Source organism: Pengzhenrongella sp. (genome assembly GCF_036565025.1).
GTDB lineage: Bacteria > Actinomycetota > Actinomycetes > Actinomycetales > Cellulomonadaceae > Pengzhenrongella.
In genome coordinates this window covers 1-13,564 of the sequence record NZ_DATCNW010000187.1, presented here as the reverse complement: position 1 = coordinate 13,564, position 13,564 = coordinate 1, and the positions used below count along the sequence as shown (strand labels likewise).

Annotated in this window: 12 protein-coding genes and 1 pseudogene; 5 read left to right on the top strand and 8 right to left on the bottom strand. The window is 74.7% G+C overall.

Going from position 1 to position 13,564, the window contains the following annotated elements:
• Positions 1–21: 21 nt before the first annotated feature.
• A complete protein-coding gene (locus tag VIM26_RS10920; RefSeq protein ID WP_331951037.1) occupies positions 22–2,493 on the bottom strand; it encodes a flippase-like domain-containing protein in 2,472 nt (823 codons plus the stop codon).
• 256 nt (positions 2,494–2,749) lie between these two features.
• On the opposite strand from VIM26_RS10920, the gene VIM26_RS10915 reads away from it, so the two are divergent.
• Positions 2,750–3,013, top strand: a complete 264-nt coding sequence (locus VIM26_RS10915) for an ECF-type sigma factor (RefSeq protein ID WP_331951035.1) — start codon at positions 2,750–2,752, stop codon at positions 3,011–3,013.
• Positions 3,014–3,464: 451 nt separating this feature from the next.
• Here the strand turns inward: VIM26_RS10915 and VIM26_RS10910 are convergent, their stop codons facing one another.
• Positions 3,465–4,370 (bottom strand): CPBP family intramembrane glutamic endopeptidase, encoded by a 906-nt coding sequence (locus VIM26_RS10910; RefSeq protein ID WP_331951033.1) that lies wholly within the window; start codon positions 4,368–4,370, stop codon positions 3,465–3,467.
• 116 nt (positions 4,371–4,486) lie between these two features.
• Between VIM26_RS10910 and VIM26_RS10905 the strand changes: the two genes are divergently transcribed.
• From VIM26_RS10905 to VIM26_RS10890, 4 genes and pseudogenes are all read left to right on the top strand, one after another.
• Positions 4,487–5,188 (top strand): hypothetical protein, encoded by a 702-nt coding sequence (locus tag VIM26_RS10905; protein ID WP_331951031.1) that lies wholly within the window; start codon positions 4,487–4,489, stop codon positions 5,186–5,188.
• Positions 5,188–5,523, top strand: a complete 336-nt coding sequence (locus tag VIM26_RS10900) for a transcriptional regulator (RefSeq protein WP_331951029.1) — start codon at positions 5,188–5,190, stop codon at positions 5,521–5,523. The genes VIM26_RS10905 and VIM26_RS10900 overlap by 1 nt, the downstream gene beginning before the upstream one ends.
• Positions 5,520–6,449: pseudogene (locus VIM26_RS10895) on the top strand (ABC transporter ATP-binding protein); the annotation flags it as partial. The gene VIM26_RS10900 and the pseudogene VIM26_RS10895, both read left to right, overlap by 4 nt.
• Before the next feature lie 182 nt (positions 6,450–6,631).
• A complete protein-coding gene (locus VIM26_RS10890) occupies positions 6,632–7,438 on the top strand; it encodes an ABC transporter permease (RefSeq protein WP_331951025.1) in 807 nt (268 codons plus the stop codon).
• Positions 7,439–7,508: 70 nt separating this feature from the next.
• Here the strand turns inward: VIM26_RS10890 and VIM26_RS10885 are convergent, their stop codons facing one another.
• The 6 genes from VIM26_RS10885 to VIM26_RS10860 form a co-directional block, all read right to left on the bottom strand.
• A complete protein-coding gene (locus VIM26_RS10885; protein ID WP_331951023.1) occupies positions 7,509–8,069 on the bottom strand; it encodes a phosphotransferase family protein in 561 nt (186 codons plus the stop codon).
• A 132-nt stretch (positions 8,070–8,201) separates the two neighbouring features.
• Positions 8,202–9,548 carry a glutamate-1-semialdehyde 2,1-aminomutase gene (gene hemL, locus VIM26_RS10880; RefSeq protein WP_331951021.1) on the bottom strand — a complete coding sequence of 449 codons (1,347 nt, stop codon included), beginning with the start codon at positions 9,546–9,548 and terminating at the stop codon, positions 8,202–8,204.
• On the bottom strand, positions 9,545–10,576 hold the full coding sequence (gene hemB, locus VIM26_RS10875; RefSeq protein ID WP_331951019.1) for a porphobilinogen synthase: 1,032 nt from the start codon (positions 10,574–10,576) through the stop codon (positions 9,545–9,547). The genes hemL and hemB overlap by 4 nt, the downstream gene beginning before the upstream one ends.
• Positions 10,573–11,442, bottom strand: coding sequence for a uroporphyrinogen-III synthase (locus VIM26_RS10870; RefSeq protein WP_331951017.1), 870 nt, complete (start codon positions 11,440–11,442; stop codon positions 10,573–10,575). Before VIM26_RS10870 ends, hemB begins: the two co-directional genes overlap by 4 nt.
• Complete coding sequence (hemC, locus tag VIM26_RS10865) at positions 11,439–12,470, bottom strand: hydroxymethylbilane synthase (protein ID WP_331951015.1); 1,032 nt, start codon at positions 12,468–12,470, stop codon at positions 11,439–11,441. Before hemC ends, VIM26_RS10870 begins: the two co-directional genes overlap by 4 nt.
• A 174-nt stretch (positions 12,471–12,644) precedes the next feature.
• Positions 12,645–13,564: FAD-dependent oxidoreductase (locus VIM26_RS10860; protein ID WP_331951013.1), on the bottom strand; the 920-nt coding region annotated here is incomplete at its 5' end.

Genomic DNA, 13,564 nt, shown 5'->3' with positions numbered 1-13,564 from the left:
GGTGGGTAGGTTGCGGCGTGCCTAGAGCTCGCCGCGGCGCTGCATGACCCGCATCGCGCCCCAGCCGATCGGGATCCGCAGCCAGTAGGTGAGCACGCGGAACAGGATCGCGACCGACGCCGCGACCCCTGGGTTGAGGCCAGACGCGGTCAGGCCGGTGATCAGGGCCACCTCGATCGTGCCGATGCCGCCGGGGGTCGGCACGGCCGCGCCCGCCGCGTTCCCGACCAGGTAGACCAGTGCCACCTGGACCAGGCTCAGCTGCTGCCCGAACGCCGCCAGGCACGCGTCGAAGGCGAGCACGTAGCCCATCGTCATCGTGACGTTCCCGGCGATCGCGACCGCGACCTTGCCGGGCTGGCCGACGACCTCGATCAGGCGTGGCCAGGTCTGGCGCACGGTCGGCATGGTCTTGCGCACGAACCAGGTCCGCACCGCCGGGATCAGCAGCGCGCCCGCGACGAGCGTGGCCACCGCCCCGATCGTGATCAGCATCGCCGGACTCGGCGCGAACATCGACGCCTCGTTCGTGCCCGACACGACCGACAGCACCAGCAGCAGCCCGATCGTCACGACGAACTGCGAGACCTGGACGAGCGCGATGGTCGCGACCGCGAGACTCGTGGTCACCCCGCGCTTGGTGAGCATGCGCAGGTTGAGCGCCGCCGGCCCGATGCCGGCGGGCGCGGCCAGCGCGACGAACGCGCCGGCCGTCTGCACCATGGTCGCGGGCCACAGCGGGAGCCGGACCGGGGAGAACGCGACGAACGACAGCGCCGCGCCGAGGAAGGTCAGCAGGCCGAAACCGAACGCGGCCACGCTCCAGCGCCAGTCGCTGGTCGCGAGGGCCGAGGTGATCTGGTCCACGTTGATCGTGCCGAGGACGACGATCACCGCAACCAGCGGGAGCAGCACGGTCAGCACGGTGCGGGCGCCGAACCGGACCAGCCGCTCGGGTTCGACGTCGGCCTCGGGCAGCCGTTCGACCAGCGCGGACCGCAGCTCGGCGAGCACCTCCTTGTGGGCGCGCATCTCCTCGCGTGTGCGCCGCGGCAGGGCGATGGTCTGCAGCAGTGGCCCGATCGTGGCGATGTCGTCCTCGGGCAGGACGGCGGTCGCGGACTCGAGCGCGCGCGCCGCGCCGACCCGGACCGCGAGCAGTGCGACGAGCTGGGTGAGGTCCATCCGGCGGGCGAGCTCGGAGGACGCGACGTCGCCGGACTCCCAGCCGGTCAGCCACACGACCGGCCGGCCCAGCAGGTGCTCGACCAGGATTGTGTCGGAGGTCAGCGCGCGGTGCGTGATGCCGGCGTCGTGCGCGAGGCGCAGCTGGGTCCAGATCTCGTGCAGCAGCTCGTCCGTGAGCTGGTCCGGCGTGAGGTCCCGCAGCGGCACGGCGCCGCCGGGGTGCTCCTGGACGAGCAGCATCGAGTCGTCGGCCTCGGCGACCGCGAGCAGCTGGGGGGTGCGCACGCCCGCGGCCCGCGCGGCGTACGCGAGCAGGGCGGCACGCTCGGCGGCCTGGCGGAGCGACACGAACGAGCGGCCCTCGATGCCGCGCAGGCGCAGCGACCGCCACAGCCGGCTCAGCGCGCCGAGGACCTGGCGGTCGCCGTCGAGCACGACGAGGGTTCGCTGCTCGCCGTCGTCGGTGGTCAGCTCGTAGATCCGGTTGTCCGAGGACCGGGTGAGGGCGACGGCCGCTGCCGCGGTGCCCGGCCGCTGGCCGCCGCGCACCGCCCGCACGATGCCGCCGCTGGGCTCGGTGGACTCCTCCACGCGAACCAGCCGCACGGGGTCCAGGCCGGCCCGGCGGATGCCTTCGACGAGGGCCGCGCCGTACGCGCGCTCGGACTGCACCCCCGACAGGTAGCGCACGCCCATGCCCGCGACGCGCCCGATGAGCAGCGCGACGGCGGCGCCCGGGAGGGAGACCTGACCGGTCACGAGCACGACGCCGAGGGAGACCCACAGCAGGTTCCACGACCAGGCGACCGTCCGCCGTCGGGCCCGCGGGCCGGCCGTGGTGAGCAGGCCCGCGACGGTCGCGAGGGAGGCCGGGATCGACAGCGCCCACCCGCCGTTCCGCAGCACAGACAGGCCCCGGACGAGGTCGTCCGAGCCGAACTTGGCGACGGCGACGAGGACGATCGCGCACAGCAGGAGCCCGGCGACCGCGGCCGCGATGACCTCGAGGATCTGGCGCCCGAGCCTGCGGAGCGAGAGCTCGGTCAGGACCGCGATCGGCGCGACGAGCGTGACGACGCCCTCGAGCACAGCGACCGGCAGGACCAGGACGCGGCGCAGCAACGAGCTGAACCCCTGGACGTCCGCCGCGACGCCCGCGGTGGTGCCGTGGGCGTAGACCGCGAGCAGCATGACGATCGCGATGCCGATGGTGGAGAGCACGAGGCCCAGCAGGTCGCTCGGGTGATGCACGCGGACGGTCGGGGAGTCGACGATCTCGACGTCGTGCGCGGACGGGTCGCCCATCGAAGGCCCCGGCCCCGGCACGGAACGGGGGTCTGGCCCCGGGCCCGCCCCGCGACGGGCTGACGTCAACGGCTCGGCCATGAAGCGAGTCTAGGTCCGAGGTCCTGCGGGGGGAGGGGTCCTCGGGGTGTGACCCACGCCTGGAAATCGGCGGGGGGGGTGGCCGTGCCCGACGTCGCGCTCGGCGGGTGGTGGCGCGCCCCGCCGTCGAACCGGCGTCAATCCAGGTTGACACGGCGGAGACTGTCAACCTAGATTGACAGTTGCAGGGACCCGAGGCGGAGGTGTCGAGATGGAGGAGATCACGTTGAGCGCATTGGTCAGTCAGGCGGAGGACGACGACCCGCTGCGCGCGCTCGCCGCGCTGGCCGGGCTGCGCCGGGAGGCGGACCGGCGCGAGGCGCTCGTCGTGCGCCGCGCGCGGGTGCGCGGGGTGTCGTGGGCGGCGATCGCGACGATCCTGGGGGTCAGCCGGCAGGCGGTGCACCACAAGTACGGCGGCTCGAGGTTCGCGCGCTGAATCGAGCCGACGATTAGCTCGTCGGTGCGAGTTCGTTGATCGAACGTGTCCGAGTCCGACGTAACTCTCCGAGTTCGACGAAACTCTCCGAGTTCGCAGGCTCGCGTCCCGTCGTCCGCCGGCCCGCGCCGTCAGCCCCGCGCCGTCGGCCCGGCTCGACCTCAGTGCATCGCTCAGTGCAGCGAGGGTGCACCAAAACGCCTCATTCACTGCACTTTGGCTGCACTGAGCGACGCACTGAGGGCTGCACCGAGCCCGTGCTCCCAGTTCGCGGCCGATCGGCAGCCACGACCTGCTGCTCGGGTGAGCTAGGGGATCCGGGTGCGTGACGCGCGACCGATGGCGCAACTGGCCCCGACACCGCAACTGGCCCCGACACCGGCGAACTCGCGTCAGCCAGAACGGCGAACTCGCGGCGCGCTTGGCCGGCCGGGGAGGTTCGGTGGCGGGGTCAGTTCAGGCCGAGGGCTTTGCGCCACTCGGCGGGGATGAGGGCGTAGCCGACGAACGCGACGATGTCGAGGATCGTGTGCGCGACGACGAGCGGCATCACCCGGCGTCGTCGGCGGTAGTACTCGGCGAAGACGACGCCCATCACCGCGTTGCCGACGAACGGACCGAAGCCCTGGTAGAGGTGGTAGCTCCCGCGGAGCAGGGCGCTCGCGGCGACGATCGCGACCGGCGACCAGCGCAGCTCGCGGAGCCGCTCCATGAGGTAGCCGATCGCGACGATCTCCTCGAGCAGCGCATTCTGCAGCGCCGCGAGGATCAGCACCGGGATCGTCCACCAGGCGGCGTTGAGCGCCGACGCCTGCACCTGGACGGTCAGGCCGAGCGCGCGCCCGGCGGCGTAGAGCCCGAGCCCGGGGATGCCGATCGCCCCGGCCAGCGCGGCGCCGATGCCCAGGTCGCGCAGCGGGCGGATGCCGTCCAGCCCGATCCGCCGCACCGCGCTGCGCCCGCCGGCCGAGAGCAGGAACAGGGCGAGCGCGACGGGCACCAGCGCGAAGCCGATCCCGAGGAGCTGGTAGGTGAGGTCCACGTAGGGGCGCGGGGACTGGCTCTGGTTGAGCGCGGTCGCCTGCTGGCCCAGCGGCGGGCCGGCGGTGAGCTTGGCGACGAGATCGACGACCGCGTAGATCCCGGACCGCCCGAGCGAGAGCCCGAGGACGATCCAGACCTCGGTCGTCAGGTGCCGCCGGACGGCCGCGAGGCCGGGTCCCGGCGCGTGGCCTGGCGGCTGGCCCGGCGCGTGGCCCGGCGCGTGGCTTGGCGGCTGGCCCGGCGCGTGGCCCGGCACGGACGCGGGGTGCCGCGGCGGGGCGGCGTCGGCGTTCGCGCCTGCGTCGTCGGGCATGGGGACAACTTACGCACCCCACGAAACCCCTTGCGTTCTTCATCGGGGCAAAGTAGTTTGTGGCGCAAAGTTGATTCGAGATCGAACCTGGTCCGTGACGAGGATGGAGAAACCCGATGGTGCCCGACGACGACGCAGCGCGCGGCAGGGCGGTCAACTCGCCACCCGACGACGGCGCGCGCGACGACCTGCCGCTCGACCTCGCGGCGAGCGCCGCGCTGATCGAGGCCCAGCGGGCCCGGGTCGCGGCGGCGACCGACGTCGACGGCCGGCTGCTCTTCGGCGCCTGGGGCACCTCCTGGCTGCTCGGGTTCGGCGCGCTGTACTCGGTCGCGAGCGACCAGCCGCTGCTCGGCTGGCCGGACTGGGTGGCCGGCACCCTGTTCGCGGGGCTGCTCGGCGTGGCGATGATCATCACGGCCGTGCACCTCGTGCGGCGGACGGCGGGGGTGCGCGGTGTCTCGGCGCGGTCCGGCGCGATGTACGGCTGGTCCTGGGGCCTGTCGTTCACGGGCGTCGGCGCCCTCGGCTTCGGGCTGTCCCGAGCCGGTGTGTCCCCCGAGGTCATGCAGCTCGTCATGACTGTCGTGCCCGCGCTGCTCGTCGGGGCGCTGTACATGGCCGGCGCGGCGATCTGGCGGGCCACCACGCAGTTCGTGCTCGGCGCCTGGATCGTCGCGGTGACGGTGGTCGCCGCCGTCGTCGGGCCGCCCGCCACGCTCGCGGTGATGTCGATCGCGGGTGGCGGCGGGATGCTCGTGGGCGCGGGGCTGGAGCATCTGCGCCGCAGCCGGGCCGGTTCGCGGGCGGACTGCTGATGGGCGATGACCTGCTGGACCCGATGATCCACGCCCAGGCGCGCCTGCGGATCATGACGACGCTGACGGCGCTGCCGCGCGGGGACCGGCTCACCTTCCCCCGGCTGCAGAGCCTGCTCGACGCGACCGCCGGGAACCTCTCCACCCACCTGCGCAAGCTCGAGGACGCCGGCTATGTCGAGGTCACCAAGGCCCATGTCGGGCGCGTGCCCGCCACCTACGTCGAGGTCACCCGAACCGGCCGGCGCGCCTTCGAGGACTACACCGCTCGGCTGCGCGAGCTCCTGAGCTCGCCGGTCACCACCCCGAGCCAACCTCGCGAGGAGAACCGATGACCATCCGCCCCGAACTGGTCGTCGAGGCCGTAGCGGTGACCCGCCGGTTCGGCGAGACCCTCGCGCTCGACGACGTCAGTCTCGAGGTCCGGCCCGGCGAGCTCGTGGGCCTGCTCGGCCCCAACGGCGCGGGCAAGACGACCCTGCTCAGCCTCGTCACCGGTCTGCGCAAGCCCGACGCCGGCGTCGTGCGGCTGTTCGGTGGCGACCCGCGCCACCACGCGAGCCGGCTCCGCCCGGGCACGACGCCGCAGGAGACCGGCCTGCCGCCGACCCTCAAGGTCGGCGAGGTCGTCGACTTCATCGCCGGGCACTACCCGGACCCGATGCCGCGCGGGGAGGTGCTCGAACGCTTCGGGATCGGCGACCTCGCGGGCCGCCAGACCGGCGGGCTCTCCGGCGGCCAGAAGCGCCGGCTCGCGGTGGCTCTCGCGCTGGCCGGCCGGCCGCGGCTGGTCGTGCTCGACGAGCCGACGACCGGCCTCGACGTCGAGGCGCGGCACATTCTGTGGCAGGCGCTGCGCGACTACCACGCCGACGGCGCGACGGTCCTGGTCACGAGCCACTACCTCGAGGAGATCGAGGCCCTCGCCGAACGCGTGGTCGTGATCGGGTCCGGCAAGGTGCTCGCCGACGACGCCCTGGCCGCCGTTCTCGCCCGCGTGACCATGCGCCGGGTCTTGCTCGATCTGCCCGGCGCGAGCGACCGGCAGGTCGCCGCGCTGCCCGGGGTGACGGCCCTTCAGCGCACCGGCGACCGGTACCGGCTCCTGGTGTCCGACGCCGACCAGCTGGTCCGGACCCTGGTGCTCGACGGCGTGCCGTTTGCCGGGCTCGAGGTCCGTGGGGCCTCGCTCGAGGAGGCATTCCTTGCGCTGACGTCGGCCGACGCGGGTGCCGAGCCGGGCGGGCCGGTTCGCGAGCCGGGTGCCGAGCCGGGTGGGGCGGCTGCTGAGCCGGGTGGGCCGGTTCGCGAGCCGGGCGGGCCGGGTGCCGAGCCGGGTGGGCCGGTTGAGCCGGTAGCCGAGCCGGTCGCCGAGCCAGAAGTGAGCACGGCGAGCGAGCCGGAGTCCGAACCGGTGCACGCGACCGCGACCGGGGCGCGCTCGTGACCGCCGTCGGACAGGCCTCGCTTCGCGGTCCGCGGGTCTCGCGAGGCCCGCGGGCTCCGTGGCGGCTCGTGCTGCTGCACACCCGGTACCAGTTCCTGGAGACCGTGCGGGTGCCGATCGCGGTGATCGGCAACATGCTCTTCCCCGCGCTCGCGATGGTCTTCTTCGTGGTGCCGCAGCACGAGGTCGCGGGCAACCCGGTGTTCGCGACGGCCGCCGTCGGGCAGCTCGCGATGTTCGCGGTGATGTCGACGTGCCTGTTCACCTACGGCGCGGGCGTCGCGGAGGACCGCCAGCAGGCGTTCGACCCGTACGTGCGCACGTTGCCGGCGGGCGCGGGGCCGCGGCTGGCCGGGCGTGTGCTCAACGGCGGGATCTTCGTGCTGCTCGGGCTCGCGCCGCTCGCCCTGATCGGCTGGCTGTTCACCGCGGCGACCCTCACGCCGGGTCAGCTGTTCGCCGGGCTCGCCACGATCCTCGCCGTCGCGCTCCCGTTCCTGCTAATCGGGATGTCGATCGGGTACGCGCTGTCCGCGAAGGCCGCGCTGCCGGTCGTGCAGGTCGTGCTGTTCCCGATGTCGTTCGCGGGCGGGCTGTTCCTGCCGGCCGAGATGTTCCCCGGCTGGCTGAACGCGTTCTCCCAGTGGCTCCCGAGCCGCGCCGGGAGAGACCTGCTGATCCAGGCCCTGACCGGGCACGAGGCCTACGCGATGGCGATCCCGGTCCTGGCCGGGTGGACCGTGCTGTTTGCGGCCCTCACCGTCGGGGCCTACCGCCGCGACGAGGGGCGTCGCTTCCGCTGACGGACCACCGGCCGGAGTTCGTTGAGAGCGGTGGGTTCGCACCCGCGATCAGCCCGTGGTGCTCGATGGGTCAGTCTGGCGGCGCGTACCTGGCGACGTGCTCACGCGCCGATTCCGCGACCTGAGCCAGCAGGTCGGGCCGCTGGTCGATCGCCCATCGCACGAGGTCGAGCGCATCGAGGAGCGCAAGGTTCTCCAGCGTTTCGCTGATCTCGTCGAGCGAGATGCCGTAGCCGTGCGCGAACGCCAGCAGTTCCAGGTCCGACGGGTCGTTCTGCACGCGGTGCGCCGTGAGGAGACCGACGAAGTCCAGGAACGGCGCCGGTCCCGTCCTGGCCGACCCCCAGTCGATCAAGACCGGCGCCCCGTGCTCCGGAACGAGCAGATTGCTCAGCGCTAGATCACCGTGGTTCAGGCCGAACGTGAAGTCGGTCGCCTGAAGGTCGGTGAGCCGTGCGCGCACGCTGCTCTGCCGACCCAGTTCGTAGACGCCGAGCCCGATCAGGGGGTCCGTCGTCACGAGCTGGTCCACGTTGTACTGCAGGTGGTCTCGCCACGCCTGCGGCAGGTCGTGTCCGAACCGCGAGAAGAGGGCGTCCGGGGTCTGGTCCGCGGCCGGCGGGGGCGTCACCGGTACGACGAGCGGGTGCAGGCGGGGACGCGCCGATCCGCCGCAGACTGCGCACAAAAGCGCCGACTGCGCACATCGGATGTGCGCAGTCGGCGCCGATGTGCGCAGTCTGGCGGATCAGGCGGTCGGGGGTCAGGTGGGGGGATCGGCTGCGGCGGCGGCGCGGGCTGCTGAGGGGAGTGCCGACACGATGCGGTCCAGGGCCGTGTCGTCGTGGGCTGCGCTGACGAACCAGGCCTCGAAGACGCTCGGGGGGAGGTTGACTCCGCCGGCGAGCATCGCGTGGAAGAACGGGGCGTGCCGGTACACCTCCTGCGCCTGGGCGGCGGCAAAGTCCCGGACCCCGGCCGACGACGCGTCGGGGCCGAAGAACACGCTGAACAGGTTCCCGGCGCGCTGGATCCGGTGCGCGACACCCTCGGCGGAGAGCGCGGCGGAGACCGCCGCGCTGAGCCGGGCCGCGACGTCGTCCAGCCGGGCGTAGACCTCCGGGCCGGCCGCGCGGAGGGTCGCGAGGCCCGCCGCGGTCGCCACCGGGTTCCCGGACAAGGTTCCCGCCTGGTAGATGGGCCCGAGCGGCGCGAGCTGTTCCATCAGTACCGCGGACCCGGCGATCGCCGCGACCGGCAGCCCGCCGCCCACGACCTTGCCGAACGTGAACAGGTCGGGCGCCCAGCCCTCGACGGCGCCCTCGAGCCCCCACCAGCCCGCCGGCCCGACCCGGAAACCGGTAAGCACCTCGTCCTGGATCAGCAGCGCGCCGTGCGCGCGGGCGATCCGCGCGAGGCCGGCGTTGAACCCCGGCAGCGGCGGCACGACGCCCATGTTGGCCGGGGATGCCTCGGTGATGACGGCCGCGATCTGGTCCCCGCGCTCGGCGAAGGCCGCCTCGACGGCGGCGAGGTCGTTGTACGGCAGCACGATCGTCTCGGCCGCGGTGGCCGCGGTGACGCCCGCCGAGCCGGGCAGCGCGAGCGTGGCGACCCCCGAGCCGGCCTGCGCGAGCAGCGCGTCCACGTGCCCGTGGTAGCAGCCGGCGAACTTCACGATCAGGTCGCGGCCGGTGACGCCGCGCGCCAGGCGGACCGCGGTCATGGTCGCCTCGGTGCCGGTCGAGACGAGCCGGACCCGCTCCGCGGCGGGCACCCGGCGCAGGATCTCCTCCGCGAGCTCGGTCTCCCCGGGGGTCGGCGCGCCGAAGGACAGGCCCTTTGCGGCCGCCCGCTGGACGGCGTCGACCACGCCGGGGTGGGCGTGGCCCAGGATCGCGGGCCCCCAGGAGCAGACCAGGTCGACGTACTCGCGCCCGTCGGCGTCGGTCACGTACGGGCCGCGCGCGGACACCAGGAACCGGGGCGTGCCGCCGACCGAGCCGTAGGCGCGCACGGGGGAGTTGACGCCGCCGGGCAGCGCGGCCCGGGCGCGCGCGAACAGCTCGGTGGACCGGGCGGGCGCGGAGGCCGCCGTGAAGTCGATCATCGGGCACCCCCGGCCGGGATGGCCGCGGGTTCGCGGAGCCATCCGGCGAGCTCGGTGGCCCAGTACGTGAGCACGAGGTCGGCGCCCGCGCGGCGGATGCTCACTACGGACTCCTCGATCGCGCGTCGCCGGTCGATCCAGCCGTTCGCGGCGGCCGCCTCGACCATCGCGTACTCGCCGGAGACCTGGTAGGCCGCGACCGGGACCGAGCTCGACGCCGCGACGTCGGCCAGCACGTCGAGGTAGGCGAGCGCCGGCTTGACCATCACGACGTCGGCGCCCTGCTCGACGTCGGCGGCCACCTCGCGCGCCGCCTCGCGCCGGTTCGCGGGGTCCATCTGGTAGGTCTTGCGGTCCCCGACGAGCGTGGAGTCGACCGCCTCGCGGAACGGTCCGTAGAACGCCGACGCGTACTTCGCCGCGTAGGCGAGCACCAGCACGTCGCCGAAGCCGGCCTCGTCGAGCGCGTCGCGCACGACGCCGGTCTGGAAGTCCATCATCCCGCTGAGCCCGACCAGGTGGGCGCCCGCGCGGGCCTGCGCCAGGGCCATCTCGACGTACCGGTCGAGGGTCGCGTCGTTGTCGACGACCAGCTCGCCGTCGGGCCCCACGCGCAGCACGCCGCAGTGGCCGTGGTCGGTGAACTCGTCGAGGCACAGGTCGGCCATCACCACGAGCCGGCCGCGGGCCACCGCGACGGCGTCGGCGATCGCGACGTTGAGGATGCCGGCCGGATCGGTCGCACCCGAGCCGGTGGCGTCTCGCACGAGCGGGACGCCGAACAGCATCACGCCCGCGAGGCCGGCGTCGGCCGCCTGCTCGACGGCGGCGCGCAGGCTGGCCCGGGAGTGCTGCACGACGCCGGGCATCGAGGCGATCGGCGCCGGTGTGGTGAGCCCCTCCTTGACGAACACGGGCAGCACGAGGTCGCCCGGGTGCACCCGGGTCTCGGCCGCGAGGGCGCGCACCGCCGGGTTCGCGCGCAGGCGGCGCGGACGATTGCGCCGGTCGGGGGACTGTGTGCTCACGGGTGTACCTCGGAGTCGTGGTGGGCGTCGGGAGAGTTTGCAGAGCGTGGCGCCGGCGTGACGGCGGCGATCAGGGCGGTGACGACGGCGTCGGGCACGGGCCGGGTCGCGACCACGCCCGCGGGCAGCCCGAGCTCCGCGGCGACCTCGGCCGTGCGCGGGCCGATGCAGCACACGACGCTCGACGCCGGCAGGGTGACCTGCTCGGCGAGGCGCCGCGCGACGCTGGCCGAGGTGAGCAGGACGGCGCCCACCCGGCCGGTCGCGAGGTCCGCGAGCAGCTCGGCGGGCAGCGGCGCGGCGGGCCGGTTCGTGTAGGAGACGACGACGTGCGGGTGCCAGCCGCGCTCGGTCAGGCCCGCCTCGAGCGTCGGCTCGGCGAGGTCGCTCTGCGGGACGAGCACGCTCGCGCCCGGTTCGGTCGGAGGCCAGTCGGCGAGCATCCCGCGCGCGGACTGTTCGCTGACCGGGACGAAGTCGGCCTTCACCTGAGCGCGGGCCAGCGCGGCGGCGGTCGCGTCGCCGACGGCGGCGACCCGGGTGCCGCCGGGCCGGGCCGTGCGACCGGCGTCCACCAGCTCGGCGAGGGTCTGCCCGGAGCGGTGCGCGGACGCCTGCAGGCTGTCGACGGTGAAGCTGCTGGTCACCGCGATCCAGTCGTACCCGCCGCCGGCGATCCGCGCGGCGGCGTCGTCCATCGCGGTCGGGTCCGCGGGGGCGCCGATGATCACCAGCGGCGCGGCGACCGGGTCCGCGCCCGCGCGGCGCAGCGCCTCGAGCAGCGCGGCGGCGCGGTCGGGGGAGCGGGGGACCAGCACGCGCAGGCCGGCGAGCGGGCCGGCCGGCGGGGCGGCGAGATGGGTCATCGAACGATGCCCTGCCGCGGCCCCAGCTCGGCGAGTTCCGCCGCGCCGTCGGCCAGCAGCAGGTCGGCCAGATCCGCCCCGAGCCGCTCCGCCACCGCGAGCCGCGCCCGCGTCGATGTGTCAGCCGCAGCGCGGTCCCCGGGCCGCGCAGGGTCTGACACGTCGGGGGGGAGGGGGACGGTGAGGGTGCGGCGGAGCTGGGCGGTGCCGTCCGGGCGGCAGACGACGGCGTCCAGCGCCAGCGCGCCGTCGAGGATCCGGGCGTGCGCGCCGACCGGCGCGGCGCAGCCGGCCTCGAGCCGGGCCAGCAGCGCGCGCTCCGCGGTCACCGCGAGCCGGGTCGGCGCGTGGTCCACGGCCGCCAGGGCCAGCGCGAGCGGCGAGCCGGCGTCGGCCACGTCCGCCGCGCGGGCCTCGACCGCCAGCGCGCCCTGGCCGGGCGCCGGGGACATGATCGCGGGATCGAGCAGGTCGGTCGCGGCGTCCAGGCGTCCGAGGCGCGACAGCCCCGCGGTCGCCAGCACGACGGCGTCCAGGTCGCCCGGCGCGACCCGGCGCAGGCGGGTGTCGACGTTGCCCCGGATGTCGACGACGACCAGGTCGGGCCGGGTGGCCCGCAGCTGGGCCGCTCGTCGCGGGGAGCCGGTGCCGACCTTCGCGCCGCGCGGCAGCTCGGCGAGGGTCAGCCGGTCCCGGGCGCACAGCGCGTCGCGCGGGTCCTCGCGCTCGGGGACGGCCGCGATCACCAGGCCGTTCGCGACCCCCGTCGGCAGGTCCTTCAGGGAGTGCACCGCGACGTCGCACCTGCCGTCGAGGAGTGCGTCGCGCAGGGCGGTGACGAACACCCCGGTGCCGCCCAGGGCGACGAGCGAGCCGGTCAGGCGGTCGCCCTCGGTGGTGATCCGGACGAGCTCCACGGCCAGGCCGCCTGCGGCCGCCAGCTGGTCGGCGATCATCCCGGTCTGGGTGAGGGCGAGCGCGCTGGCTCGGGTGCCCACCTTGACGGCGAGTCGAGCGGGGGAGGGCATGGGCTCAGTCTGCTCGTCCGGCGCTGCGATGTCGAAATGCGTGATGCTCGCCACTATTCGAACTGACACTTTGTCAGGTCGACCGGCGAAAAGGTCGCGTGCGTCACTATGTGGTGCCCGCGATTCGCATCAGCGGATTGTTCTGACGGATTGTCAGCAACATTCCCGGCCCATTCACGCGCGGGTCGGCGAGGGGGCCGCGACGTCGTCGGGCACCAGTCGGCGCCCTGCCGCGCGGGCGTCCGCGACGACGGCCGCGAGGCCGTTGCCCGCGACCCAGGAGCCGCACACCGCGAAGCCGGGCAGGTCGCGCGCACCGGCCCGGACCGCCTCGACCGCGGCCCGGTGGGCGGCGCTCGGCTTGGGCAGGGACTGCGACCAGCGCACCCGCGCGAACTCCACCACGCGGGACGCGTCCAGCGGGACCCCGAGCAGCGTCGAGGCGTCGCGCAGCGCGAGGCTGGTGAGGTCCGCGGGGCTGAGCCCGGCGACGTCGCCCGCCGCGTCGCCGCCGGTGCCGGCGCTCGCGTAGGACAGCCGGACCACATGCCGCCCGGGCCCGGCCGCGGCCGCCAGCCAGGCCCACTTCGCCGTCGCATGGGTGAGCGCCTTCGCCCGCACGCCCGCCACCCCGGCGGCGACCAGCACCCCGGTGCCGCGCGGCGCCGAATCGAGGGCGGGCTCGTCCAGCACGAGCGTCGCGAGCACGACGTCGGCGCCCGCGTCGGGCCGCACCTGGGCCAGGGCCGGCACCAGCGGCGCCAGCAGGTCCGCCGCGGCCGGCCCGGGCAGAGCCAGCACGAGCCGCCTGGCCCGCAGCACCCGTGCCGGCTCGCCGGCGGTGGCCGGCGCCACCCGCACGAGCCACCCCCCGGCCACCCCGGCTCGCACGGGCCGGTTCGCAGCCGTGCCACCCGGCTCGGCGACCGGCTCGCCACCCGGCTCGGCACCCGACGGATCGCGCTCGACCCCGATCACCCGGGCACCGGTCTCCAGCCGGCCACCCCGGGCCACCAGGTCCCGGACCAGCGAGTCCACCAGGCCATGCACGCCACCCACCAGGCCGGCCACGGCCGAGCCGGCCGGCGCGAGCG

What these genes read in the sequence shown, in the direction of transcription:
- VIM26_RS10905 (WP_331951031.1), top strand. Translation starts at nt 4,487, where the DNA reads ATGGTGCCCGACGACGACGCAGCGCGCGGCAGGGCGGTCAACTCGCCA.
- hemL (WP_331951021.1), bottom strand. Translation starts at nt 9,548, where the DNA reads ATGATCGACTTCACGGCGGCCTCCGCGCCCGCCCGGTCCACCGAGCTG.
- hemC (WP_331951015.1), bottom strand. Translation starts at nt 12,470, where the DNA reads ATGCCCTCCCCCGCTCGACTCGCCGTCAAGGTGGGCACCCGAGCCAGC.
- VIM26_RS10920 (WP_331951037.1), bottom strand. Translation starts at nt 2,493, where the DNA reads ATGGGCGACCCGTCCGCGCACGACGTCGAGATCGTCGACTCCCCGACC.
- VIM26_RS10870 (WP_331951017.1), bottom strand. Translation starts at nt 11,442, where the DNA reads ATGACCCATCTCGCCGCCCCGCCGGCCGGCCCGCTCGCCGGCCTGCGC.
- VIM26_RS10900 (WP_331951029.1), top strand. Translation starts at nt 5,188, where the DNA reads ATGGGCGATGACCTGCTGGACCCGATGATCCACGCCCAGGCGCGCCTG.
- VIM26_RS10910 (WP_331951033.1), bottom strand. Translation starts at nt 4,370, where the DNA reads ATGCCCGACGACGCAGGCGCGAACGCCGACGCCGCCCCGCCGCGGCAC.